The sequence below is a fragment of the bacterium genome (assembly GCA_020444325.1).
Taxonomy (GTDB): Bacteria; Bacteroidota; Ignavibacteria; order SZUA-365; family SZUA-365; genus BM516.
In genome coordinates, this window is record JAHLLD010000015.1 from 118,397 (window position 1) to 143,970 (window position 25,574).

At 56.9% G+C, this 25,574-nt stretch carries 19 protein-coding genes; 18 read left to right on the forward strand and 1 reads right to left on the reverse strand.

From position 1 onward, the window contains the following. The first annotated feature begins 157 nt into the window (after positions 1-157). The 18 genes from KQI65_16425 to KQI65_16510 all read left to right on the forward strand — a co-directional run bounded on the left by KQI65_16425 (position 158) and on the right by KQI65_16510 (position 23,915). Positions 158-6,343 carry a choice-of-anchor D domain-containing protein gene (locus KQI65_16425; GenBank protein ID MCB2206331.1) on the forward strand — a complete coding sequence of 2,062 codons (6,186 nt, stop codon included), beginning with the start codon at positions 158-160 and terminating at the stop codon, positions 6,341-6,343. 74 nt (positions 6,344-6,417) lie between these two features. Beyond that, positions 6,418-6,672: a 30S ribosomal protein S20 gene (gene rpsT, locus KQI65_16430; protein ID MCB2206332.1), complete on the forward strand. Its 255-nt coding sequence runs from the start codon at positions 6,418-6,420 to the stop codon at positions 6,670-6,672. 154 nt (positions 6,673-6,826) lie between these two features. Beyond that, positions 6,827-8,155: a hemolysin family protein gene (locus KQI65_16435; protein MCB2206333.1), complete on the forward strand. Its 1,329-nt coding sequence runs from the start codon at positions 6,827-6,829 to the stop codon at positions 8,153-8,155. 70 nt (positions 8,156-8,225) lie between these two features. Continuing rightward, positions 8,226-9,185: a PrsW family intramembrane metalloprotease gene (locus KQI65_16440; GenBank protein MCB2206334.1), complete on the forward strand. Its 960-nt coding sequence runs from the start codon at positions 8,226-8,228 to the stop codon at positions 9,183-9,185. Positions 9,186-9,284: 99 nt separating this feature from the next. Next, positions 9,285-10,445, forward strand: a complete 1,161-nt coding sequence (wecB, locus tag KQI65_16445) for a UDP-N-acetylglucosamine 2-epimerase (non-hydrolyzing) (GenBank protein MCB2206335.1) — start codon at positions 9,285-9,287, stop codon at positions 10,443-10,445. Continuing rightward, positions 10,384-11,574, forward strand: coding sequence for a glycosyltransferase family 4 protein (locus KQI65_16450; protein MCB2206336.1), 1,191 nt, complete (start codon positions 10,384-10,386; stop codon positions 11,572-11,574). The genes wecB and KQI65_16450 overlap by 62 nt, the downstream gene beginning before the upstream one ends. Positions 11,575-11,591: 17 nt before the next feature. After that, on the forward strand, positions 11,592-12,587 hold the full coding sequence (gene dusB, locus KQI65_16455; GenBank protein MCB2206337.1) for a tRNA dihydrouridine synthase DusB: 996 nt from the start codon (positions 11,592-11,594) through the stop codon (positions 12,585-12,587). 186 nt (positions 12,588-12,773) lie between these two features. Then, entirely contained in the window at positions 12,774-13,055 is a 282-nt protein-coding gene (locus tag KQI65_16460) for a hypothetical protein (protein ID MCB2206338.1), read from the forward strand. Between the two features lie 392 nt (positions 13,056-13,447). Continuing rightward, positions 13,448-13,897: a LysM peptidoglycan-binding domain-containing protein gene (locus KQI65_16465; protein MCB2206339.1), complete on the forward strand. Its 450-nt coding sequence runs from the start codon at positions 13,448-13,450 to the stop codon at positions 13,895-13,897. 177 nt (positions 13,898-14,074) lie between these two features. Next, positions 14,075-15,037 carry a PhoH family protein gene (locus tag KQI65_16470; protein MCB2206340.1) on the forward strand — a complete coding sequence of 321 codons (963 nt, stop codon included), beginning with the start codon at positions 14,075-14,077 and terminating at the stop codon, positions 15,035-15,037. Beyond that, positions 15,030-15,257, forward strand: coding sequence for a hypothetical protein (locus KQI65_16475; GenBank protein ID MCB2206341.1), 228 nt, complete (start codon positions 15,030-15,032; stop codon positions 15,255-15,257). The genes KQI65_16470 and KQI65_16475 overlap by 8 nt, the downstream gene beginning before the upstream one ends. A gap of 26 nt (positions 15,258-15,283) precedes the next feature. Next, the gene (prfB, locus tag KQI65_16480; GenBank protein ID MCB2206342.1) at positions 15,284-16,390 is read left to right on the forward strand and encodes a peptide chain release factor 2; all 1,107 of its coding nucleotides are present in this window, start codon (positions 15,284-15,286) and stop codon (positions 16,388-16,390) included. 20 nt (positions 16,391-16,410) lie between these two features. Then, a complete protein-coding gene (locus tag KQI65_16485) occupies positions 16,411-17,625 on the forward strand; it encodes an ABC transporter permease (protein ID MCB2206343.1) in 1,215 nt (404 codons plus the stop codon). A 3-nt stretch (positions 17,626-17,628) separates the two neighbouring features. Then, the gene (locus KQI65_16490; GenBank protein MCB2206344.1) at positions 17,629-18,846 is read left to right on the forward strand and encodes an ABC transporter permease; all 1,218 of its coding nucleotides are present in this window, start codon (positions 17,629-17,631) and stop codon (positions 18,844-18,846) included. Between the two features lie 108 nt (positions 18,847-18,954). Beyond that, positions 18,955-19,641, forward strand: coding sequence for an ABC transporter ATP-binding protein (locus KQI65_16495; GenBank protein ID MCB2206345.1), 687 nt, complete (start codon positions 18,955-18,957; stop codon positions 19,639-19,641). Positions 19,642-19,711: 70 nt separating this feature from the next. Beyond that, the gene (locus tag KQI65_16500; GenBank protein MCB2206346.1) at positions 19,712-19,981 is read left to right on the forward strand and encodes a DUF3098 domain-containing protein; all 270 of its coding nucleotides are present in this window, start codon (positions 19,712-19,714) and stop codon (positions 19,979-19,981) included. Positions 19,982-20,074: 93 nt separating this feature from the next. Further along, positions 20,075-22,885, forward strand: coding sequence for a DUF2723 domain-containing protein (locus KQI65_16505; GenBank protein ID MCB2206347.1), 2,811 nt, complete (start codon positions 20,075-20,077; stop codon positions 22,883-22,885). Between the two features lie 88 nt (positions 22,886-22,973). Continuing rightward, positions 22,974-23,915 carry an SDR family oxidoreductase gene (locus KQI65_16510; protein MCB2206348.1) on the forward strand — a complete coding sequence of 314 codons (942 nt, stop codon included), beginning with the start codon at positions 22,974-22,976 and terminating at the stop codon, positions 23,913-23,915. Between the two features lie 175 nt (positions 23,916-24,090). On the opposite strand, the gene KQI65_16515 is transcribed toward KQI65_16510, so the two are convergent. Then, the gene (locus KQI65_16515) at positions 24,091-25,407 is read right to left on the reverse strand and encodes a hypothetical protein (protein MCB2206349.1); all 1,317 of its coding nucleotides are present in this window, start codon (positions 25,405-25,407) and stop codon (positions 24,091-24,093) included. Positions 25,408-25,574 lie beyond the last annotated feature (167 nt).

Sequence of the window (25,574 nt, forward strand, 5' to 3'; positions counted from 1 at the left end):
TCATCCGTCATTCCCATAATATGCACGGTACCATTCGATGCGCCCGTATTTCCCCGGCACCTGTGCCGCAACATGTTGAACCAGCTGTAACCCCTATCGCTCGTTGTTCCCGCGATTCATCATAACATTTTTCACGCTGCTGCTTGCTGTACCCCCGTTGTTCGCGCAACAGCTCGGCCAGTGGGTTGAACAGCCGATTGCCGTGCCCGTGCGCGGTCTCATGGGGATATCCATGGCCGATACGGGGCGCGGGTATGCTGTTGGTGACGTCAACGTTCTTCTCGGTCAGACCGGCGTTCTCATCAAGCACACCGGAGATCCCACCTGGCATCCCGTCGCGGCGAGCGCGTTTTCTCCGGCACTGAATATCAGTCTCGCCTCCTGGGCGCAGGACGTGTATGCCATTCCCAACACGGGCGTCGCATTCATTTCCTGGCGTGACGATTACCGCAGCCTCGTGTACAAAACCAATGATGGCGGCCTCAGCTGGTTCAGCGTATCGCCGCTGAATCCCATCCTTTACGGCACGCGTTACACCGTGGTCTTCAAGGACATCCGGGAAGGAATGATTGTCGGGGAGGGACCGGGCCGTGTGCATCGCACGACGGACGGCGGGGTATCATGGACCAGCTTTACCGTGCCGGTGCGCCTCTCCCTGACCGACGTAGATTTTTCTGGAACGTTCTGGAATGTCTCCGGCGGGGAGAATTCCTACTTCCGCTACCTCCCATCCAACAACCGGTGGATCAATCTTTCCTTCCCCCGTGCGACCGAGTTTTACTCGACACACATGAAAACAAGCTTCGTCGACGATGACAACGCGTACGTCAACGGATACAATTCGGGGACCGGCAATCATGTCATGGTCACCGAGAATGGCGGTATCGACTGGATGCCGGTACCGGCGCAGCCGAATTTCCGCTCCACTCCGGAAGGACACAAGGGGATACATTTCTTCGATACGCTGAAAGGCTGGGTTGCAAGCGACTACGACGAGTTTGCGTATACCGAAAACGGGGGATACACCTGGGCCAAGTTTACTCCGCTCACCTTTGGCAACAAGGTCTACCGTCCGGTAAACAAGATGGTGTTTCTCAACGAAGCCGTTGGCTGGGCGGTTGGCGGTATTCAGCGTACGGACGGCTATCCCAGCGTTTCGGATGGCTACATTTACCGCTGGTACGGAACGCAGAAACCAGATATCTCAGGTACCGCGACCATTGCGAGTTTCGATACCCTGCGCTGCGCGGATTACAAAAACATCCAGGTACCGATCACCAATACCGGCACGGGAAATCTCACGATTCCTGCCGGAGGCGTGTCTTTCGCGGGCGCCGGTTTCATCGTGACCAATACCAGTTTCCCGTTTACTGTCGCACCGGGACAGACACGGTACATCACTGTGCGCTGGACTCCGGGCGCCGGGTATTTCGGGGAGATTCCGCCTGCGAGCAGAATGATCATCGAGAGCAACGATACAGATCATACGCCGTGGACCATCAGTTTGCGTGGTATGCGGCTGCTCTCCGAGCTGCAGCTCGTCAATGCGAAACTGTTGTTCCCTACATCCTGTCTCGGCGATTCGGCGGTCGCCGGACTCGCGGTCGTTGCGCATGGCAATCTCGCTCCGATGATCGTGAAGGTTGAAAATACCGGAAGAGGAGAAATCTTCCCGCTGTCGCATCTCGTCGGTGATACCGTAGCCACGATCGATACACTCTGGTTCGCACTCGGGGGTGCGCTTGACGGCGCCATGAGTGGAGATCTGAGCATCGTTGCAGGCGATACCAGCTGTCCCGCAACCCTGACGATTCCCTTTGAAGGCTTTATCGAAAGCAACACCCTCAAATTCACACCGGATCACGTTGACTTCAAGGAAGTCTGTGTCGGACAGGAGGCGACGGAGTATCTCGAGGTGAAGAATCTCGGTACGCAGGAGGGACGCATCGTCGCCGTACAGATGCTGGGTGGCGACGCCGGCTTCTTCATCGATGCCGACACATCGGAGTACATCGCGCCGGGTGCAAGTACGCGTCTGCCGGTACGATTCATTCCTCAGCAGGCCGACTCGACGGCCCTTGCCGCGGCGTTTCGCGTGTTGCTCGGTCCCTGCGCCGACACGGTGGATGTGTATTTCGAAGGACAGGGCGTGCTTCCGGAGTTCACTGTCCTTCCCGACTCCATGCTCGTCATTGGTCCCGTGCCGCTGAACATCGATGTCGACCGCATCGTTTCGGTGAGAAATTCGGGGATGAAACATATCGTCATCAGTGGCCTGGAACTGCGGCCGCCGGTACCCGGTTTGCAGATACTTTCTCCGACAGGATTTCCACTGCAGTTCAATACCGGCGATTCACTCGGCATCGCGCTGCGCTACCGCGCGCAGGTGCCTGACAGCATTCATACCGCGCTGCGTCTGACCTGGGCTGAACCCTGCCCTGACACCCTGGTGTATCCATTGCTGCTGATCAGCGACAGGCTGCCGTTTGCCGAGCATCCCGACACCCTGCGATTCTTCGACCAGATCTGCGAAGACGCAGTTCTTGACAGTTTCCTTCTGCGGAACGCAGGTCAGCAGCCTCTGCTTCTCAATCGCGGCGATATCATCGGACGCGATCCCTCGCATTTTCGTCTGCTTGCACCGCAGCTTCCACTCACGCTGCCGGCGGATTCCTCGGTATTTTTTGTGCTTTCCTACGATGCACCTGCGAATGTCGAGAGCCGCGCGGCACTGCAGCTGCAGCACAACGACTCCACGGTATTCGGGAAAAGTACCGTTCATCTTCTCGGGCGCAGGAATGTCCGTACACTGGAGGTCGAGGGTGATACGGTCAAACCGATGGCGCTCTGTGTCGGTGTGCCGGGGACGCGGCGTTTTGTATTCCGGAATCCTCACGATGCGCCACTCCACCTGACGGATATCACGCTGGGGAGTGGGGCGCCGTTTGTTTCGCTGAAACATGATGCCCTGCCGACCGACGTCCCGCCGGATGGAGGTTTCACGCTGACCGTAACCGGTGACTTCCCTATCGATACTGTCGTCACTGTTGTCGTGCGGGCACAGATGGAGCCCTGCAGCGTAGAATATCTTCTGCGTTTTGAAGCCGGCGTGTTTCATCCTGCCATGACCGTCCTCCCGGATCCACTCGATTTCGGTGTGCGGTCTCTTTCCGATACGGCACGTATTATGGCGCTGGTGCAGAACAGCGACAGTATCGATGTCGAGGTCGGCGAAATCTATCTGTCAGGCGTCTCGGGCGCACTGACACTTGATCCGCCACCCATGCTTCCGAAAGAACTTCTTCCCGACTCGCTGCTGCGCGTATCACTGAAGCTGCGTATGATGAAAGACACCGGGAGTTATGCCGGCAGTCTCTGCGTCGTGCTGTCGCACCCCTGTCTCGACACGCTCTGTTTCCCGCTGGGAATGATGATATCGGACGAGGGACTGCTGGCGGATGCCGACACCGCTTCTTTCATCTTTGCCTTCTGTGACACGCTGCAATGCGACAGTGTTACCGTCACCAATACGTTGACATCCGTACAGGTCGTCGAAGCGAGTGTAACGAACCCCGCGGTGTTCAGCGTCTCCCCGGATACCGCGGTGCAGATTGAGCCCGGTGCCTCCGCGATTTTCGTGGTCTGTGCCGTGGCGCCGACAGCCGGTGATGCGCGCGGAGAACTGCTGCTGCGCGGCAGCGAAGGGGCCCTGAGTGTTGTGCAGCTGTATGCGCAATACGAGAAGGACGGTCTGCAGCTGCCGGATACACTTGATGCGGGAAATGTGCCGTACTGTGAGACGGGCCGGGAGTTCGTCCTGCTTCTGCGCAATACTGCCCGGATTGACGAGGTGGTGCAGGATATGCAGGTAGCCGGCGGACCGTTTACAGTGCTTACGCAGCCACCGTATTATGTGCGCGGTGGAGGTGAAGTTGCGGTCCGCCTGCGCTTCGATCCTGTCTCCACGGGGTCCGCCAGCGCACAGCTGACGCTGACCAGCGTCATTGGCAACTGCACGCGCATCAGCACCGTGACGTTGATCGGACGCTATGGCGGCGCGTACATCGAGACAGTGCCTTCGACCCTGCTGTTTGCAAACGTCGTCGCCGGATCGAGTCAGACGCGGACGCTGGAGGTGCGGAACCGGGATATGCAGGGACTTCGTCTCGCGGAGATCATGGTGTCACCGAATCCGCCGTTCTCGGCATCTCTCTCGCTTCCCCTGGCGCTGGATACCGGGGCAGTACTCGATATCCCGGTGACCTTCCTGCCGGACAGTATCGGCAGCTTTTTTGCCTCCATCTGCCTGGTGTTCGATCAGCCCTGTGCCGATACCGTCTGCATTGATCTCGAAGGAGAGGGAATTGACGGTGATATTGTGTATTCCGTTCCGGAGCTTCGTTATGACACGCTGGCACAATGCGAGAGCCAACTGCTCACGGCGCTCCTGCGGAACACCGGCAGTGCAAATGTGGAACTGAAAAGCAGTGTGATCAACGGTCCTTCCGCAGCGGCGTACACTATTGAAAATCCCGTCGTGTCCGCGGAAACAATTGCAGCCGGTACGAACAGGGAATTCCGTGTTCGCTACGACGGCGCGGCAGCGACCGATGGTCCCGTGGCCGCCACGCTGTTTGTGAGCACCGATGCACCCAAGCAGCCGGTCGTAGAATTGCCTCTGCAGGGGTGGCGCGTGACACAGGTGACGCCGGCGGAGATCAGGGTGATTCTGGGCGATGTGCTTCTTGGGAGTCCGCGATCATTCACGGCTGACGGCCGCAACGATGGCAGTGCCGCACTGCGGTATACGGCGGTCCTTCCGGCTGAGTATGCACTCGACATTTCCGCGGCAACAGTGCTGTCGCCGGTCACAGGCTTCTCCCTGCCGTTCCAGTTCAATCCTTCGGCTGAAGGACCCTTTACCGACACCTTGCGCCTCGCACTGCAGCCATGTGAAGACAGTCTGCTCATCATCGTTTCAGGCGATGTCACGCGTCCCTTCGTGCAGACGGACGTGGATTATCTCCAGGTCCCTGTCTGCCAGTCGCGCGAAGCTGAGGCAGAACTGCACAACAACAGCGGCGAGGAAATGGAAGTGCTGGCGCTGGCGATTGAAGGCGCCTACGCCTCGCGGTATTCCTTCGTCAATGCACCGGCGACGCCCTTCCCGCTTGCATCTGCTGCCTCTCGACGTATTGCCATACGATTCACTCCCCGGCCTGGAGATGCGGGAGATCTGAGTGCAGAACTGCGCAGCGATGTGCGTATCGACGGCCAGGTACACAGTTTCCGATCCCTTCTGCGTGCGGAAGTGTTCGACGGGGGACTCGATTTCGCCAACCCGCTTCCTCTTGGCTCCGCTGCGATCGGTGAGGAGAGTGGGGAAGTCGGCATCACCGGGTACAACAACTCCGCTTTCCCGGTTTCCGTCGCGGCGCTGCAGCCGGTGGGACCCGGATTGCGCGTTACAGGGACAGAGCCGGCGTTGCCTGCACAGCTGCTCCCAGGCGACAGTCTGGTCGTTCGGCTGACATTTACACCAGATCGCCAGGGATGGATTGACGATACGCTGCTGCTGACGGCAACCGCACCCTGTGAAGTTGCATTGTCCGTACCCGTGCGCTATGAGGGACGCGGCGACCTCTTCCCGCTGACGATCACTGCCGCAGACGCCGCAGGCGGTATCGACGACACCGTGTCCATTCCGATTTTACTGTCACGCGACATATCCGGACTCGGCGTGACGGCGTTCTCCGGTTCGCTGCATTATGACGGAAGCATGCTGTATCCCACAGGTGTGACGGGCGAGGGCAGCGCCAGCGTGGGAATGCAGCTGAGCTGGACCAGCAACGCGGCAGGTGAGGTCGTGTTCCACGGAAACAATGGAATGCTCTCCGGGGGAAGCGATACCCTGCTGACGCTGCGTTTTCTTGTGCTCATCGGCTACGACAGCGTATCGACACTGCGTCCCGCAGCCTGTACCTTTTCCCATCCCGCGATCGACGTGACTGAATACGTTACGGGACTGTTCACGCTCGAGGGATACTGTCTCGCGGGTGGGTCGCGGCTGCTCAGCGCGGATTCTGACACGCTGGGCCGCATCAGTCCGCATCCTCTCACCGAACGCAGCCAGACCCACGTGCATATTGCGCAATCCGGCGCCGTACATCTCGGGATTTACGATCTGCAGGGCAGGGAGGTGCAGGTGCTGCGCGATGGATTGCTGTCGGCAGGGGATCATGTGATAATGATCAGTGCTGACGGACTTCCTGCAGGAAGCTACCTCCTCGTTCTTCGCACCGCGCAGGGTACCCAGGCAAGGCGATTCACGCTCATGCGGTGATTTTGCCTCCTGATCTTGCATCCGTTTCCGCTTCGATGTATATTTGAGTTCGTATTTTTGGACAAAGGAGCATCATGCCTCAGCATAAGTCTGCAAAGAAGCGCATGCGCACGAGCGCCCGGAAGAACGCATACAACAGTATGAACAAATCCCGCATGAAGACTGCCATCAAGGATCTTCGTGGGACAGAGGACAAGACCGTTGCAGAAGAGAAATTTCGCAAGGTGACGACGATTCTGGATCGTCTTGCGACCAAGCGAATCATTCACCCGAATACCGCAGCGCACAAGAAGTCCAAACTGGCGAAGTTCGTCCAGAGCCTGGGATAAGCACAGACTGTCTCCCGTTTTCGCCACGTGGGCGAAACGGCACACGCAGCAGGCATGCCGGTCATGCCTGCTTCTGTCATACCCCAACTATTATGGAACCTCCGAGTATCAGCAGTCAAGTCCATGTCCTCCGGTCATGTGGAGATGAGTCATCATGACCGGTGTGCCGGAACTTGACCTTTTTCTTTTTCTGACCTCCCTTTTTTCCGCGATCCTGATTGCCGTCGCGGAGTTCGCCGTCACATCTGCCTCCCGAAGCCGGCTCGAATCCCTCGCGGAGCGAGAGGATCGCCATGCAATTCTTGCACTCCGGTTGAAGGACAGGGATGAGGATCTGCAGGGTGCGACGCAGATTGCAACGCTGTTTCTGACCATTTTTGCCGCCCTTTTGCTCGCGCCGCACTCTGAGCGTGCCGTACAGGAATTCCTTCGCAGCGGTGTCGAGCCCTGGCTGCTTCCTCTTATTCGTACTCTTGCCTGGCTGGTGACCGCCGTGGTGATGACGGGAGTATTCCTGGTCACGGTCAACCTTGTCGCAAAATCCCTCGGGGAGCGTTACGGTGATGCCCTGGTGCTGCGGGTGGCCACCGGACTGTTCACGTTGACGCGGCTGCTTCACTTGCCGCAACGCCTTCTCACCGTCAGCGCCAACATCCTGCTCAAGCCTTTTTCGGGCAGAGCGAGTTTCAGGGAAGCGGTCACCTCGGAAGAGAACCTGATGGATATCCTGGAGGATGGCGCCAAGACCGGTCTGCTGGACCAGACCGAGCATGAGCTGATCGAGAGCATTTTCCAGTTTACGGATACGACCGCACGCGAAGTCATGATTCCGCGGACGGATGTCGTTGCCGTGGATATCACCATGCCTGCCGCAGGTATTCTCGACACCTTCCTCGACGAGGGCTTCACGCGCATGCCCGTGTACCGCGATTCTCTTGATGATATCCTGGGTGTGGTCTATGCGAAAGATGTGATCAGTCTGATCCAGCATCCGGAGCTGATCGTTCTTCAGGACATCATTCGTCCCGCCTATATCGTACCGGAAACCAAACCCATCAGCGAACTGCTGAGGGAATTTCAGCTCAAGCGCCTGCACATGGCCATCGTGGTCGACGAGTTCGGGGGAACGGAAGGGCTCATCACGATGGAAGACATTCTCGAGGAAATCGTCGGTGAGATTCGTGATGAATACGACGAGGAAGAGATTCCTTACACGCTGCTGCCGGACGGTGGTATCGAAGTCGAAGCCATGGTGAATATTTCGGATTTCAACTCCTTCTCCGATGTCACGATTCCTGAGAGTGAGGATTACGATACCGTCGGAGGATTCGTCACCATGCTCTTTGGACGCATTCCCGAGGCGGGAGACAGCATTGATTACGAGCACACGCGCATCGAGGTGCTGGAAGCCGAGGAACGTCGTGTCATCCGTGTCCGTCTCCACAGGGAAGAGAACGGCAACGGTACCAAAAATGGTGATTGATCCGTATCTTTTTTCCTGACACCTGCTGTCATTCAATTCCCTTCGCCGCATCATCCTCCGCGGAGTTTTCATGCTGGCCATAGCCTCGCTTGTATTCGCCATTGTTCCCATCCTGCTGTACCTGTGGAGCGTATGGCTCATGGACCGCTACGACCGTGAGCCTGTCGGACTGCTGCTGATCAACTTCGCCTGGGGGGCGCTGGGTGCGGTCTTTTTCGGCATCGTTTTCAGCGTTTCACTTTCCCTCTCTCTCGGCACATCGTCGTTTCATGACGCCATATTCATCGCGCCCATCATTGAGGAAATCACCAAGGGTGCCTTCCTGCTGTGGACTGTGCGCGACAGGCGTTTCGACAACATTACCGACGGTGTTGTGTATGGCATGGCCATCGGACTCGGATTCGGTATGACAGAGAACTTCATGTACTTCCTCGGTGCGAGTACGCCGGAAGAATGGGTGTTCCTCGTTATCGTACGCACCGTGTACACCGCGGTCATGCACGCGATGTCTACCGGCATTTTCGGCGCCTTCATGGGCATGACGAAATTCGGTCCCTCCGCCCGGCGCTGGCCACTGCGGCTGCTGGGACTGCTGCTCGCCATCGGCATGCATTTCTTCTGGAATTTCTCGGTGAGCATCAACAATCCCGCTGCGGCCGGACTCGGCATGGTGTTCATCTTCCTCAGTCTGATTGTCATCATCGTCGTCGTGCAGCTGGCTCTCCTGGCGGAAAACCGGCTTATCATCCGGGAGCTTTCAGAGGAAGCCGAAGAAGGACGTATCCCCGCCACGCATCTGCAGTACCTGCCGTACAGCAGCAAACGCAAACTGCTCGGCTGGCTCTCGCCTGCAGTGGACCGGAAACTGTACATCCAGCTGTCGACGCGTCTCGCATTCCGGAAATTCCAGAGCAGGGAGTGCAGGGATGAAGACCGGGACACGTACCTCGAGGAGGTGGTGCAGCTGCGCAGCCAGATTGAGGAACTGCTGCGTGAGGAATTACAGTCGGAAGTCGCGCGTCTGCACTGAGTTTGGCCTTCGGCTCCGGACATGCTACTTTTGTAGAAAGGAACCCGCGGACAGTCTTCCGCGGGTTTCCCCTGTTTGACAAGAAATGGACGGCATATCATGCTCCACGTGCTCTTTTCCTTCGGAACCCGCCCGGAAGCCATCAAGCTTGCCCCCGTCATCAAGCACATGCAATCCTTACCCGAGCGCTTTCGGGTATCGGTGTGTCTCACGTCGCAGCACAAGGAATTGCTGCGGCAGGTGACCGCATTTTTCGGCATCAAGGAGGATGTGGACCTCGATGTCATGGTGCACAACCAGACGCTGGAACATGTGACCGCAGCCGTGCTGATGAACATGCGAGGCGTGCTGCAGGAGTACAAGCCCGATGTGCTGCTGGTCCAGGGGGATACGACCACGGTATTCACTTCGGCGCTTGCGGCGTTCTATCAGAAGATTCCGGTCGGACATGTGGAAGCCGGACTGCGGACGTTCAACCGCTACAGTCCCTTTCCCGAAGAAATGAACCGCTCCCTGACAGCCTCGCTGACCGATTTTCATTTTGCGCCGACAGAAACTGCGGCGGGGAATCTCCGCCGTGAGAGCCGCGACAGTGACAGCATCTTTGTGACCGGAAATACCGTCGTGGACGCGCTGCTGCTCGGACGCGAGATGCTCGGGGCATGGCATGAACAGCGCCGGCGTGCGCTGCTGACGGAGGCCGGACTCGGTGAGGATGTCGTCGATCGCCTTCTCGGCGGGAATGGACGCTTCATCACGGTGACGGCTCATCGTCGGGAAAGTTTTGGTGAACCGTTCGATCGCATGCTGCAGGCCATCCTCGACATTACCGAGCAGCACGATGATGTCGAAATCGTTTATCCCGTGCATCCGAATCCCAACGTGCGCGAAGCCGTGCAGCGTGTACTCAAAGACAAAGCACGCATTCACCTGATCGAGCCTGTACGCTACGAACAGCTCCTTTCGCTGATGGATAACAGTGTGCTGCTGCTGACGGATTCGGGCGGTATTCAGGAGGAAGGTCCTTCCCTGAAAAAACCGGTGCTCGTCATGCGCGATGTCACCGAGCGTCCCGAAGGCATCGAAAGCGGGGTAGCTCGCCTGGTGGGCACCGACAGGGAGCGCATCGTTTCAACCGTCAACGAGCTGCTGGAAAGCGCGGATGCATACGCGGCGATGGCGACCGGCATCAATCCCTATGGCGACGGTACCGCTAGCCGGCAGATCGCCGATATCCTCACGTCCCGTCTCGATGGCTGACCGTCAGCACATACGCCTTGTTTTCGACGCGCATGCACTGACACCGCAGCGTTCCGGTATCGGGGAATACAGCTATCAGCTTCTGCGCGCATTGCTGCAGCACGAACAGGAACGTGTGGCGGTGCATGTATTCGTGCATGATGCCATTCATCGTGTGCAGAGCGTAGACGAGCTGACTGCGGTGACAGCCGATGTGCAGGAGGGAGAGCTGTATCGTCCCGCGCACCTGTTTCAGCTCCCGCGGCTCCTTCGCCATGGTAACTATGACGTCGTGCACTGTCCGGATTTTTTTGTCCCTCTGCGCAGTCCGCTTCCCATTGTCACTACCATTCATGACCTGATTCCCATCGTACATCCGGAGTTCATCCGTAAATCCCTCAAGGTCCGCCTGCTTCCACTCTTCCGGGGCTGGGTGCGCCATGCGCTCAAGCACAGCGCCCGCGTGATTACGGTATCCGAGTACAGCCGGCAGGACATCCTTCGTCATTTTTCCCTCGACGCCGCGCGCATCGACGCCATCCACCACGCGCCGACCGTGGAGGTTACCGGTGAGGCGCTCTCTGCGCAACTCCAGGCACGGCTGCATGATGGACGATACCTGCTGTATGTGGGGAGGCATGATCCGTACAAGGGACTCGATCTCCTGCTGCGCGCATTTGCGGGGTGTGCGACGGATGAGAATACTGAAGATGTGCAGCTCGCCATCGCCGGCAGGAGGGATGCGCGTTATGACATCAGCGGCCGGGTGCAGGAACTTGGACTCTCGAACCGCGTCGTGCTCCTGGATTATGTGCCCGCCGCGCAGCTTTCTGCACTGTATGCACATGCGCTGGCACTGGTGTTCCCATCCCTTTACGAAGGCTTCGGCATGCCGATGCTTGACGCGATGCAGCACGGGCTCCCCGTGATCAGTTCCGACCGCGCCTCGCTTCCAGAGGTCGCTGGCGGAGCCGCCCTGCTGGTCGACCCGGAACAAACTGACGAGTTCTCCCGTAGCTTGACAGAAATCATGAAAAACAGCACATTGCGGCTGGAACTCAAGGAAAAAGGATTTGAACGCAGTCGGCAGTTTTCATGGAATCAAACTGCTGCTTTGACTGTTGAAACCTATACAAGGGCCATCGCCTGACCCGCATGAATATAGATATGAACATACTCGAAAAACTCGGAGCCCAGAAGGGATTACTGCTGGCGCCCATGGAGGATGTGACCGACATCTCCTTCCGCCAGATCTGCAAGGAATTCGGTGCGGATCTCGTCTACACGGAATTTATCAATGCCGACGGACTCGTACGCAGCAAGAAACCCACCAAGTCACGTAATAAAATGGTGATACGTGACGAGGAGCGTCCCATTGGCATACAAATCTACGGCGGCAATCTGGACACCATGCAGGAAGCGGCAGCCATTGTGGAAACACAGGAGCCCGATCTGATCGACATCAACGCCGGATGCTGGGTGAAGAAGGTCGCAAAGCGCGGGGCCGGTGCAGGACTGCTGCGGGATCTTCCCTATATGGTGCGCATGGCGAAAACCATCGTCGACCAGGTGTCTCTGCCGGTGACATTGAAGACACGCATCGGCTGGGATCTCGAGTCCATTCAAATCGTTGAACTTGCGAAAATGCTGGAAGATGTGGGAGTACAGGCACTCACTATCCATTGCCGCACCCGTCAAATGGGACATAACGGTGATCCGATTTGGGAATGGATCCCACGAGTTCGTGACGCTGTGTCCATACCCGTTGTACTCAACGGTGGTGTCATGACCCCGCAGGATGCCGTACGTGCATTTGAAGAAACCGGCTGCGACGCGGTCATGATCGCCCGCGGTGCCATTGCGAACCCATGGATTTTCCGTGAAACGAAACATTTCATGTCCACAGGTGTCCTTTTACCGGCCCCGAGTTTCGAAGAGCGCATCGATACCGCGCTGCGCCACCTTCGGCTCGCAGTGTCCGTCAAAGGTGAACGCCGTGCCGTACTTGAAATGCGCAAACATTATATTGCTTATCTGAAGTACGTCCCGAACAGCCGTCAGATGCGCCAGATTCTCATGAAACCGGAAACGCTGGCCGAAGCTGAAGATGTACTGCACAGTCTCTTGTATTTCCAGCAGGAAAGGGAACTCGAAGCTGCCTGATCACGGGCACAAAGATGAAATCCGCACACAGTTCTCATGGAATGAAAATCCCGCGAATTGCGCTTTTCCGCAGTTTTATGCTTCTTTTCTTGACTACTGCAGCGAATCTTCTTATTATTGACATATATGCATTTAATTCTTGAGTCTAACCTGTTACTTTAACTCATCACCGCAAAGGAGATTATTATGAAAAAACTCCGCAAATCTGTGGTGCTCGTTTGTGCGACGGCCGTTATTGGCGCCGGAGCTCTTCTTTCGGGCTGCACCTCTTATGCTACCCCGGAACAGCTCGCACGTATTGCTGAACTCGAGCGTGAAATCACCTCACTCGAATCAGCTATCCAAACGAAGCAGTCCCAGATCGGCACACTGGATCGTCAGATTTCGGCCCAGGAAGCCAAGCTGGAACAGTGCGCCAAGGATAAGGAGCTGGTCAAGCAGCGCCTGGCCAACTGGAAGGGCAACTAGTGCTCACCGTCACGTCACAAGAAACAATCGTACAAGCGAGGAGAAGAAACATGAAATGGAATAAAATTTCCGTGCTTACCATCGCGCTCGGATTGTTCCTGATGGCTGGCAGTGGAGCCTTTGCCCAGCAGGAGGAAATGACCGAGGAACAGGCGATGCAGAAAATCCAGCAGCTGGAGAAGCGCAGTACCGAGCTGAAGCGTCAGCAGGATGCGCTCGACAAGCAGCTGGCCGAGAAGAACAAGGTATTGAAGAGCAAGCAGGACGATTACGAGAAGTGTATCGATGAGCTGTACGCCCTGGTCGGCGCCACGCGCCAGGACGTCGATGCATTCGAAGCACGCCTCAAGCGTCTGGAAAACAAGGTTGCGGAGCTTCTGCGCCTTTCCCCGATGGACCTGCTTGCCCGCAAGAACGAAGTCGATGACGCAGAGGAAGAATACAAGAATCTCGCTGGCAACAAGATCAGCCTGCTTCCGGCATTCTTCGATCGCGTGCAGCGCATGGGCGAAAACATCCGCACCCTGCGTGAAACCCTGAGCCGTGCCGAGAAGAGCTACACCGTCGGTACCTGGGCGAAGGATCGCGACTGTCTGTGGAACATCGCCAAGAAGCCGGATATCTACGGCGACGCCTTCAAGTGGCCGAAGATCTGGCAGAAGAACCGCGATCAGATCAAGAACCCGGACATTATTTTCCCGGGCCAGGTTCTGAAGATTCCGGCCCCGGCACCGCTGACGCCGGAAGAGGAATCCGCCGCACGCCGTTACTATCGCCAGAAACGCGAGATGGAAATGGGCGGCATGGACAGCGGCGCATCGCCGGAGAACGTCAACAAATAATACGTTCCGACGCACTCCTGTTGCGACACGTTCGCACAGCAACAGGGTGACCGCGTTCTTCATAACGTTTTACGGGAAAAACCCTTACATTGTGAGATGTAAGGGTTTTTTCCGTCTCCACGCGGGCGTTTCCTGCAGAAGCGCGCGCTTTTCCCAGCTGAATCTTCAGAGGACTCGTTGGAAATAGAGAAACGCATACGTATTGACGGCACCAATCCGGTGGTCCTTTTCGGTTTCAACGATGCACATCTTCGCATTCTCGAAGACCGTTTCGACGCGACCATCGTCGCACGCGGGGAGAGCATTCTCATTCGCGGCGAGGATGAGATCGTGGATCAGATCGAAAAGGTACTCAAGGAACTCGTGTTCATCGTCAACAAGACGGATTCCCTGTCTGACCGCGATGTGCAGACCGTTATCGATATCATGACCGGTGGCGCGAGTCCCGAACTTTCGCCTGATGAACTCGATAACGTCGTGCTCTATGCCAAGAAGGACTACATCAAAGCGCGGACGCAGGGACAGATCGGTTACCTGCGATCCATCAAGGCACATGATATCGTCTTCGCCATCGGTCCCGCCGGTACGGGAAAAACCTATCTCGCCGTGGCTGCCGCCGTGGCCGCTCTGCGCAAGCATGAGGTGCTGAAAATCGTGCTGGCGCGTCCCGCCGTGGAAGCAGGCGAGAGTCTCGGCTTCCTGCCGGGTGATTTCCGCGAGAAAATTGATCCCTACCTGCGTCCCCTCTACGACGCGCTCGATGACATGCTGCCCGCCGAGAAACTCAAGGCGTATATCGAACGCAGGACGATCGAGATTGTCCCACTCGCATACATGCGTGGGCGCACGCTCAACAACGCATTTATCATCCTTGACGAGGCACAGAACGCCACGTCCATGCAGATGAAAATGTTTCTCACGCGCATGGGCGCCAACAGCCGCGCCATCATCACGGGTGACATCACGCAGATCGATCTGCCTGCGCGCACCCATAGCGGACTCGTGGAGATTCGCGACATTCTCACGGGCGTCGAGGGGGTCGGTTTCGTGTATTTCGATAAAAGCGATGTCGTCCGTCATCGCCTTGTCAAGAATATCATTGAAGCGTACGAGCGCTACCACGGAGATGTGGATGCATAGCCAGGCGGAGCAGGTGCTGACCCTCCGCCGCGTGCTTCTTGTCGTGGTGCTCATGTTCATGCTGTCCTTCAATCCGGCAATGAACACCCAACAGCTGCGTGTTGAACGCGCCGCAATCGAATACGTCATGCCCACGCGCCGTCGCCGCCGTTTCCGCGGACGCCGGCGTCAGCGCGAACCACTGCGCTTCACTTCCATTGAATCATTCTCCAGTCTGTAAGGAAATCTCTGCCATGTTTGAAGAGTATACGTCCAAGGGAAAGGAAATCCGTAAACGCGTCGACGATCTTCGGGGGTATCTTTGACATAGATCAGAAGAAATCCGAGGTCGCTGAACTCGAACAGCAGACACAGGCCCCCGGCTTCTGGGATGACAATATCCAGGCCCAGAAAGTCATGCAGGAAATCAATCTTCGCAAGGAGTGGGTGGAGCTGTGGGAAACCGTCGACGGCAAGACGACGGATTTCAACGTGCTCATCGAACTGGCGGAAGAAAGCCAGGACGAATCGATGTCCGCCGATATCGAATCGGAACTGAAGGATATCGATCGCCTGCTTGGCGAACTCGAGTTCAAAAACATGCTTTCTGGTCCCGACGACAAGCGCAGCGCAATTCTGACCATTCATTCCGGCGCCGGAGGTACGGAGTCGCAGGACTGGGCGGAAATGCTCTATCGCATGTACCTGCGCTACTGTGAGCGCCGCGGCTTCAATGTCGCCATCGTCGATGAACTCGAGGGTGAAGGTGCCGGCATTAAAAGTGCAACTTTTGAAGTGAACGGTGCATACGCGTACGGATATCTCAAATCGGAAATCGGTGTGCATCGCCTGGTGCGCATTTCGCCCTTCGATTCGGCCAAACGCCGGCACACCAGTTTCGCATCCGTGTTCGTCTATCCTGAAATCGACGATGAGATCGAGATCGACATCAATCCCGCCGATCTGAAAGTGGATACCTTCCGCAGCGGCGGAAAGGGCGGACAGAATGTGAACAAGGTGGAAACCGCCGTGCGCATCACGCATGTCCCTTCCGGCATCGTCGTAGCGTGTCAGCAGGAGCGCTCGCAGCATCAGAACCGTGCAACGGCCATGAAGCTGCTGCAGTCGCGCCTGTACCAGATCGAGCGCGAGAAGGAAGCGAACCGCCTGGCCTCCATCGAAGACAGCAAGAAGAAAATCGAGTGGGGAAGCCAGATCCGTTCCTATGTCTTCCACCCGTACAACATGGTGAAAGACCATCGCACCAATGAAGAAACCAGTAATGTACAGGCGGTGATGGACGGTGATCTCGACGCCTTCGTGCAGGCGTATCTCCTGCAGTTCGGCACCGCTGTCGCTTCCATGCCCACGTAGAGGATACTTGTCCGCAACGCATGGCCTTTGAATCATTCATAGCACTGCGCTATCTCCGGAAGCGGAATCTCTCCCGCTTCCTCTCTTTCATGACCGTGGTGGCCATCGGATCGGTGGCTATCGGCACGGCCGCGCTCATCATTACCTTTACCATCCTTGATGGCTTCGAACGTGATCTGCGCACGAACCTGATCGGATTTTCCGCACATATCCAGGTCGGTGTTTTTCGCAATGATGCCATCGACATGAAGGCGAAGGACATGCAGACGCTGCGTTCCATACAGAACGTGCAGGACGCGGGTCCGTACCTCGAGCGCGAAGCGATGGTCATCACGCGGTATGACATTGAAGGCGTGCGGGTCAAGGGACTCGATTCCCTCGCCGATCTCTCCCGTATTCGTGACCGCATTGTTGCGGGTTCATACGTACTCAATCCCGTTGACGGAAAGCACTCCATCGTCGTGGGCAAGCGACTGGCGGACAAGCTCAATCTCGGTGTGGGTGACAAAATGCTGCTGCTCGGTGTGACGGATTTCAGCAACCTGTACAATGCGCCCAAGCTGCAGTGCGTGATCCGTGGTATCTATGAGACGGGGATGGCCGAGTATCTCGATGACATCTACGTGTTCACCGCACTCAATACCGCGCAGAGTATTTTTGGAATCCCGGGGAAAATCAGCGGGTATGATGTGCTGTGCAGCGATGTCGATCAGATAAATGAAACCGTTGACCGCATACAGAACACGCTGGGATACCCGTTCGATCCGCGCTCGGTATTCCATCTCTACAACCACCTGTTCGTGTGGATCGACCTGCAGCAGCAGCTGATTCCTCTGGTCGTCGGATCACTGATCGTGATTTCCGTGTTCAATGTCATTGCGACGCTGCTGCTTTTCGTCATCGAGAAAACGCAATACATCGGCATTCTGCTTGCCATGGGAGCTTCCCGCCGGCATGTGCGAAAGATATTCGTGCTGCAGGGCTTTTCCATCGGCGTGATCGGTTCCGTCGTGGGCATGGCGATTGCCTTCGCCTTCACTTTTGCGCAGCAGCAACTGCAGTTTTTCAGCCTCCCGCAGGATGTGTATTTCATGACGACGGTGCCCATACACATGCGCGTCGAGGTATTCGCCGGCGTGGCACTTGCAGGGGTTCTGCTGTCTTTCCTCAGCAGCTTCATTCCCGCAGCACTGGCGGCCCGGCTCAATCCCATTCGATCCATTCGTTTCCATTGACGCATGCAGCTTGAATCCTACATAGCGCGCCGATATCTCTACGGAAAGAAGCGGTTCAGTTTCATCAACATCATCTCGCTGCTCGCAACGCTTGGTATCATGTTCGGCGTTGCGGCGCTGATCGTGGTGATGTCAGTTTTCAATGGATTCAATGGACTGGTGACTTCGATACTGCAGGACTTTGACCCGCACATCAAGGTCGAGCATGTCGCTCGTGCGGAAGGGAAGAGCACGGATTCGGTGAAGAGCATACTCGCCGCGCGCGACGATGTCACCGGCATGTCCCCTTTCATTCAGCGCAAGGCCATGACGATGGCACGCGGCAATGCCCATTTCGCCTGGATCAAAGGCGTCGATCCCGAGCGTATTGACGACGTGTCGGATGTCGCGAGCAAAATCGAACTGGGGGATTTCCACTTCTCGGAAAACAACGGCATTGTACTGGGATATGCGCTGGCGGATAAAATTCGCGTGACACTCGGCGACACGCTGCTGCTGTACAGTCCCGCCGGCATGGAAAACATCCTTACACAGTACGTTACGCCCACAGTGCTGCGCTGTCCCGTCACCGGCATTTACATGTCACAGAATAACGTCTACGACGGCGCCTATGCCTTCCTGCGTCTGGCCGATGCGCAGAAGCTGTTTCGCATGCCGGGGGAAGTGAGCGGATATGAATTGCGGCTGCGCGACAGCGAAGAAAGTGAAGCGGTGAAGGAGGAATTGCAGGAAACCATTGGTCCTGGCTGGAATGTGCTGACCTGGTACGATCTTCATAAGGACCTCTATTCGGTTATGACTATCGAGCGCTGGGGAGCATTTATCCTTCTGGCCATCATTATCGCGGTGGCTGTGTTCAATATTCTCGCATCCCTGACCATGCTCGTGCTGGAGAAGCGGCGGGATATCGGGATTCTGCGCACGATGGGACTTCCTGCCACGCGCATACAGCGGATCTTCCTGCTTGAAGGTGTGTGGATCGGTGTCATCGGTGTGGTCGCCGGGCTTGTGCTCGGACTCGCCGTGACCTGGATACAGGCGGAATTCCAGGTATTCAAGCTCGATGCATCGTTCATCATCCCGGCCATCCCCGTGGAATTGCGGCTGTCGGATATCCTTCTCATTGTGTTCGGGACCTTCGGCCTGTGTCTGCTGGCTGCCTGGTATCCCGCTCTGCGGGCACGCGCGGTGAGCATTATCGACGCCGTTCGCTGGGAATAATTTCTGCGGTGGGAACGTCCCACCAGGCTGTGCGTCCATATCCTGACTGCCCCGGGCCGCAGGAGCAAGGTGCGGCGCATGCGAAGAGTACTCATGGAGAGCAAAGCTATGGCTGCCATTGTTTCAGTAAAGGATATACAGAAAAGCTATCGCACCGGTGAGGGCGACAGGCTCGACGTGCTCAAAGGCGCTTCGCTCGAGGTTGTTGAAGGACAGGTGGTTGCGATCGTCGGTGCCTCCGGCAGCGGGAAGAGCACACTGCTGCATATCATCGGCGCACTTGATCGTCCCGATGCCGGCCAGGTGACGATGGACGGTCAGGATATGTTTGGCATGGACGATACCACGCTTGCTGCCTTTCGTAACAGCCGTATGGGCTTTGTTTTCCAGTTCCACCATCTGCTCCCGGAGTTCTCGGCGCGCGAGAATATCGCCATTCCTGCAATGATCGGGGGGAAATCCCTCGCCGAAGCGCAGAACAGGGCGGACGAGCTGCTGGAAATTGTGCGTGTGAGCCATCGCGCCGACGCGAGGCCCTCGGAACTTTCGGGTGGCGAACAGCAGCGTGTGGCAGTCGCCCGCGCCCTGGCCAATCATCCCCGTGTCGTCCTTGCCGACGAACCCTCGGGGAATCTCGATGAAGAAAATGCCGGGATGCTGCATGAGCTGCTCTGGACGCTCGCACGCGAGCAGGGACAGACCTTCATTATCGTCACGCATGACGGGGATCTGGCTTCCCGGGCGGATGCGACCTGGCGTCTCCACGAAGGAAAACTTCTACTGCAGAAGCAATGAATCTACCTGCAAGTTTTGTATTTTTCATGTTTGATCAACTACAGCCCCATTGCTAGAACGGAGATAACGCATGGCAAAAGTGCAGAAAAGGCGGAAAACCGGCCGTCGGATGCCACAGGAAATACCGGAGGCTGAGCTGCCCCAGCGTACCAATTACATGATTCTCATTCTTGGCATCGCTACCGTGCTCGTCGGTTTTCTCGTGATGAGTGCCGGAGATGCCGTCAGCTCACTCTCGGTAACGATCGCGCCGATGATCCTTTTCCTCGGATACTGCGTGATTATTCCGCTGGGAATCATTTACAGGAAGAAAAAATCGACAGAACCCGAGACGAACTGACGTCTCTGACTGTCCCGTCTCCGCCAGCCGGTTTTGTTCCCGTGGCGGACTGTTCCTCATGTCTGAAACGTATCATCAGCTTAGCATAGTATCATGAACTTCAAAATCTGGCATCGCGCTTCAGCCGCAGCCGTGTTCCTGGTCTCGACAATTGTCTTTCTCTCGACAGTTGCCCCGACCCTTTCGTTCTGGGACGCCGGTGAATTCATCACCTCGGCAGTGACCATGGGTGTTCCGCATCCGCCGGGTGCGCCGTTTTTTCAGCTGATCGGGCGCATCCTCTCGCTGCTGCCCATCGGCGACGATCTTGGCTTCAGGGTTAACCTGATGTCCACTTTCTCCAGTTCGCTGACCGTACTGTTCGTCTACCTAACGGCCATGCGGCTGCTGCGGCAGTGGAAAGGCGATCCGAAATCTCCGATGTCCGCACTGTCGATGATCATCAGCGCCTCTGCAGGCGCCTTTATCCTTTCCTTCAGCGACACTTTCTGGTTCAACGCGTCGGAAGCGGAAGTGTACGGCATCGGCATGTTCTTCATCTCCGTCGTCGTCTGGATCGCGATCGAGTGGTACTACCACATCGGGGTGTTCGATTCCGAGCGTTCGCTGCTTCTTATTGCTTACCTGATGGGACTCAGTATTGGCGTTCACCTCCTGTCGCTGCTCGCGCTGTTTTTCGTGTTTTTCCTGATCTATTTCCGCGACCGCAAGCGGGAAGACATCAATGTGAAGACGCTCAGCATCGCCTTCATGCTGATGGTGGTCGGCTTCGGACTCGTGTACCCGGGTATTGTCAAGTACATACCTGAACTGCTCAGTGGAGATGCCGGACGCTGGCTGATGCTGCTTGTCATCGCAGGGCTCATCGCTGTCGTAGCCATGAAGAAACTGCATCCGCAGCTGCGGATGGCATCGCTTGCCTTCCTGCTCGTGACGCTCGGCTACAGCACCTACACGCTGGTGCCCATTCGCGCCAACCAGGAGCCTGCGCTGAACGAGAATGCTCCCGCCACGCTTGAAGGACTGTACAGCTATCTGAATCGTGACCAGTACGGAACCTATCCGCTGCTGAAGGGACCGAATTATGACGATCGCATGCGCTCGATCAACCCGCGCAAAGATGTCATGCTTCCGCGCCGCTGGAGTCATGAACAATCTCACATCGCGTCGTACTCGAAATACAGCAGTGATTTCGACTACTTCTGGCAGTATCAGTTCGGCCATATCTACATGCGCTATTTCCTCTGGAATTTTGTCGGTCGCGCCGGCGATATACAGGAGGCCCCGGTGGCCTTCCTCGGGGAGGTGGGCGAATGGTCTGAATCGAGTGGGTATCCGAATCGCTACTACGCCATCCCGCTCATTCTCGGGCTGCTCGGTATATGGTATCATTTCAAGAAGGATTACCGGACGGGCATAGCAACGGCGGCGCTGTTCTTCATCATGGGAATAGGGCTCGTCATATACTTTAACATGGCCGAACCACAGGTGAGGGAGCGTGATTACTTCTTTGTCGGCTCTTTTTATGTGTTCGCCATGTGGGCCGGTATAGGCATTTACGGCCTCGTCGACAGCCTGCGCAGCAAGACGGGGCGCAACGAGGCGATCGGGGTCGGACTCGCGGCACTGCTTTTTGTCGCAGGTCCCGTGAACATGCTGGCGGAGAATTACCGCACGCATGACCGCCATTACAATTACGTGGCATTCGACTATGCCTATAACCTGCTGCAGAGCTGCGATCAGGACGCCATTCTCTTTACCGGTGGCGATAACGACACCTTCCCGGTTTGGTACCTGCAGTATGCTGCCGGTGTGCGCCGCGATGTGCGCGTGGTCAATCTGAGTCTGCTCAACACCGACTGGTACAGCAAGCAGCTCAAAAACGAGCGGCCCTACGGTGCCAAACTTGTGGAAATGAGCTACACCGATACCGAGCTGAAGGCACTGCGTCCCGTGCAGTGGGACAGCCGTCGTATCAGCGTACCCATCGATCGTGAGAAACTGCTGAAATCCGACATCGCGGATGTGCCGCAGGTCAAGGCGGCGCTCGCACAGCAGATTCCCGACAAGATGGAAATCACCGTGCCGCCGACATACACGGATCCCGCAGGTACGAAGGGCATCCGCATCCAGGATATTCTCATTCTCGATATTCTGAACAACAACTTCAATGATCGTCCCATCCATTTTGCGCTGAGTACTGCGCCGGGTGACAGGGTCGGACTCGAGAATCATCTCATCGTCGAAGGTCTGACGTATCGCGTTTCACCGGTGAGCTTCACCCAGCGTGGCGGGCGTTATTATCAGGCCATGGATATTGACGCGACGCTCAAACACCTGACCGACCTGCGCCAGGAACCCGACAGCAATCGCGCCTTTGGCTTCATGTTCCGTGAGCTTGCCAATCCCAAGATCAACCTCGATGAGGCCAGCACGAAGATGATCTTCAGCTTCCGTGCGCTGTATATGGGACTGGCACAGATCATGGCGCAGGAAAACGGCGACGTAGAAGGTGCGCGCAAAGTGCTCGATACAATGGAAGAAGTCATGCCGAGCGAGTACCATCGCTTTGATAAATCACTGCGTACCGATCTCGCGAACTTCTACATCATGGTGGGCGATACCGCGAAGTATCTCGCCATCGGCAATGAACTGGAAGAGTATTTCAAGTCGCAGCTCGATACCGACGACCCGGGCAATAATCCCACGGGCCGCAACGCGTACATCTTCCTTCTGAATTATTACGAAGCTTCGGAGCGCTACCAGGATGCCATCGACCTTCTGCGCAGGCTTGAGACGATGTATCCGAACGACTCGGGTGTCAAGCAGCAGATCAGCGCGATGCAGCGGAAGCTGCAGGGCGTTCCGGATGAGCAGATGATCGATTCCGTCATCATCGAATAACGACGGTCCGCCTCTGCGAACAGATAACATGAAACGGGCGGACCGCGAGTCCGCCCGTACATTTTTCACACTCACCAGGTAACGCGCCATGCCACGCACGCTTATCACCGGCGGTGCCGGTTTTCTCGGCAGTCATCTCTGTGAACGCCTTCTCAAGGAAGGACATGAGGTGCTCTGCATGGACAATCTCATAACCGGCGACCTCGCGAACATCGATCACCTCTTTGGACAGGAAGGATTCCGCTTCATCAAATATGACGTGACGGAATTCGTGCATGTCGAAGGCGCACTCGATTACATTCTGCACTTCGCCTCACCAGCTTCTCCGATCGATTACCTGAAGCTGCCGATTCAGACCCTGAAAGTCGGTTCGCTCGGGACGCACAAGGCGCTCGGACTTGCCAAGGCAAAAAATGCGCGTTTCCTTCTCGCATCCACCTCCGAGGTGTACGGTGATCCTGAAATCCATCCCCAGGTAGAAAGCTACTGGGGAAATGTCAATCCCGTTGGTCCCCGCGGCGTTTACGATGAAGCCAAGCGTTTCGCGGAAGCCATGACCATGGCCTATCACCGCTATCACGGTGTGGAGACCCGCATCGTGCGCATCTTCAACACGTACGGCGAACGCATGCGCGTCAACGATGGACGCGCCATTCCTGCCTTCATGTCGCAGGGCATCCGTGGTGAGGATGTCACTGTGTTCGGTGATGGACTGCAGACACGCAGCGTATGCTACGTCTCGGATCTCGTCGACGGTATTTTCCGTCTGCTGATGTCCGATTACAGCGATCCGGTAAACATCGGGAACCCCGACGAAATCTCCATGCTCGATCTTGCGAAGGAAGTGCTCGAAGTACTTGGAAGCAGCAGCACGATCGTGCATCGCGAGCTTCCGGAAGACGATCCCAAAGTCCGTCAGCCCGACATTTCCGTCGCCCGCAGTCTTCTCGGCTGGGTGCCCAAGGTCGACCGTCATGAGGGCCTCCGCCGTACAGCCGAATACTTCAAGAAGAAGGTTTTGCCGCGCTGACGCGCGGCGTTGTTTCCTCCGCTGTCGCGGAGGAGTTCTTTCTCCGCTTACGCGGAGAGGTATTGCTCACTTCGTTCGCGTATTTCCTGCCCCGCTCGAGCGGGGCATTTTCTTACACTCGGCGCAGCCGAGTAAAGACTCCCCACGCGCAGCGGGGGGAAACACCTCCCACGCGTCAGTGTGGGAAATTCCTCTCCGCGCTAGCGGAGAAAGAACTCTCCCCGCGAAGCGGGGAGAAACGCCTTTCCGAGAGACTGATCAGGAGAACGGCGGCGAGGGGAACGAGCATGTTGAAGTATGAGCCCCAGGCGCAGAAGAAGGAGTAGGCTTCGACGATGTAGGTGAGGACCAGGGCGATGGCGACCTGGGAAAAGGTGAGTGTATGTGCACGCCAGCGGCGGAAGAAGAGCACGATCATCGCGAGCAGAAAGGGGATGGTCAGGAGAATGGAGATGACGGCTTTGGCTGCGCCGCGATCCCAGGGAGCAAAGAATGTGGCGGTGCCAATGATGATGCGGAGGGGAAGGAGCTGCGGTCTTTCGACCATGTCTTTTTTCGCGAGATCCCACAACACGGCATCCATTTCAGGGTACAGCGCGCCATAATAGCGCTCCTTGAACTCGCGTCCCGTGGCCTGTTCGTATTTCCCGGCCATGGGATAATCTCCCCCGAAATAAATCGCCTCGCCTTTCCAGTAGTGGTAGCCGTTCCCGGTGACGACGGGAATGAAGCGGTCGAACGTCACCAGATTTCTGTACGTCCATGGTGCGACGACGAGCAGTGCAACGATCAGCATCGCTCCGGAAGCGGCAATGCGGCGGAGCGGGGGAAGGTCTTTCTTCCAGAGGAGGAGCGCTGCGAGCAGGAAGGGGATGAGCAGGAAGGTGCCGTGCGTCAGCGCACCGATGCCCATGAGCAATCCGGCCAGCGGGGCGTAGAGCAGGGGCCGGCGGGGAATCCTGAGCGCTGTCAGCAGTATGAGCGGCAGAAGGGCAGCGGCGGTATTGACGAACGTGGAGGTTTTCGATGCGAAAACGAAATACGGGTGAAAAGCGACGAGCAGCAGCATCAGACGCATTGAAATATGCGAAAAGTGCATATCGCGGGCGAGTGCGCGTACCGCGAACAGCGCAACCAGGCAGAGAAGCGCGCTGCCGAACATCCATGGGATATACCAGTGCGACGGCCACCAGGCCCCGAAAATGAGCAGCATGATGGGCTGCACCGGGGGACGGTTGTGCACCGGGAGTCCGCCCGGCTCAAACGCATACTCCCCACTGATGAGCAGCGTCCTTGCAATCTGCAGGTAGCCATCCGCTCCGGCCTGCTCCCAAGTATCGCCCGCTACCGGCACATCCTCCGGCGGCACATTCACCGCGAGCATCCACACCAGTCCGAACACCAGTCGCAAACCAATCGCCGCCGCAATGATGCTCCAGACCGGTATCCGCTCCAGCCTCCCTCTCCATCTCGGGGTGTCTATCCGCTTCATCTGCATATCCCAAATTACAAATTTCAGATTGCATATTTCAGGGATTGCTTCCCCGCAGTTGACCGGCATCCGGGTACACCCCATGGGGAGCAATCCCTGCTCCTGCCCAGTTTGCAATCTGCAATCTGCAATCTGCAATCTGCAATCTGCAATCTGCAATCTGCAAT

What these genes read in the sequence shown, in the direction of transcription:
- KQI65_16510 (MCB2206348.1), top strand. Translation starts at nt 22,974, where the DNA reads ATGCCACGCACGCTTATCACCGGCGGTGCCGGTTTTCTCGGCAGTCAT.
- KQI65_16460 (MCB2206338.1), top strand. Translation starts at nt 12,774, where the DNA reads ATGAAAAAACTCCGCAAATCTGTGGTGCTCGTTTGTGCGACGGCCGTT.
- KQI65_16500 (MCB2206346.1), top strand. Translation starts at nt 19,712, where the DNA reads ATGGCAAAAGTGCAGAAAAGGCGGAAAACCGGCCGTCGGATGCCACAG.
- KQI65_16435 (MCB2206333.1), top strand. Translation starts at nt 6,827, where the DNA reads ATGACCGGTGTGCCGGAACTTGACCTTTTTCTTTTTCTGACCTCCCTT.
- KQI65_16440 (MCB2206334.1), top strand. Translation starts at nt 8,226, where the DNA reads ATGCTGGCCATAGCCTCGCTTGTATTCGCCATTGTTCCCATCCTGCTG.
- KQI65_16475 (MCB2206341.1), top strand. Translation starts at nt 15,030, where the DNA reads ATGCATAGCCAGGCGGAGCAGGTGCTGACCCTCCGCCGCGTGCTTCTT.
- KQI65_16465 (MCB2206339.1), top strand. Translation starts at nt 13,448, where the DNA reads ATGGACCTGCTTGCCCGCAAGAACGAAGTCGATGACGCAGAGGAAGAA.
- KQI65_16515 (MCB2206349.1), bottom strand. Translation starts at nt 25,407, where the DNA reads ATGAAGCGGATAGACACCCCGAGATGGAGAGGGAGGCTGGAGCGGATA.
- dusB (MCB2206337.1), top strand. Translation starts at nt 11,592, where the DNA reads ATGAACATACTCGAAAAACTCGGAGCCCAGAAGGGATTACTGCTGGCG.
- KQI65_16485 (MCB2206343.1), top strand. Translation starts at nt 16,411, where the DNA reads ATGGCCTTTGAATCATTCATAGCACTGCGCTATCTCCGGAAGCGGAAT.
- rpsT (MCB2206332.1), top strand. Translation starts at nt 6,418, where the DNA reads ATGCCTCAGCATAAGTCTGCAAAGAAGCGCATGCGCACGAGCGCCCGG.
- KQI65_16490 (MCB2206344.1), top strand. Translation starts at nt 17,629, where the DNA reads ATGCAGCTTGAATCCTACATAGCGCGCCGATATCTCTACGGAAAGAAG.
- KQI65_16495 (MCB2206345.1), top strand. Translation starts at nt 18,955, where the DNA reads ATGGCTGCCATTGTTTCAGTAAAGGATATACAGAAAAGCTATCGCACC.
- wecB (MCB2206335.1), top strand. Translation starts at nt 9,285, where the DNA reads ATGCTCCACGTGCTCTTTTCCTTCGGAACCCGCCCGGAAGCCATCAAG.
- KQI65_16505 (MCB2206347.1), top strand. Translation starts at nt 20,075, where the DNA reads ATGAACTTCAAAATCTGGCATCGCGCTTCAGCCGCAGCCGTGTTCCTG.
- KQI65_16450 (MCB2206336.1), top strand. Translation starts at nt 10,384, where the DNA reads ATGGCGACGGTACCGCTAGCCGGCAGATCGCCGATATCCTCACGTCCC.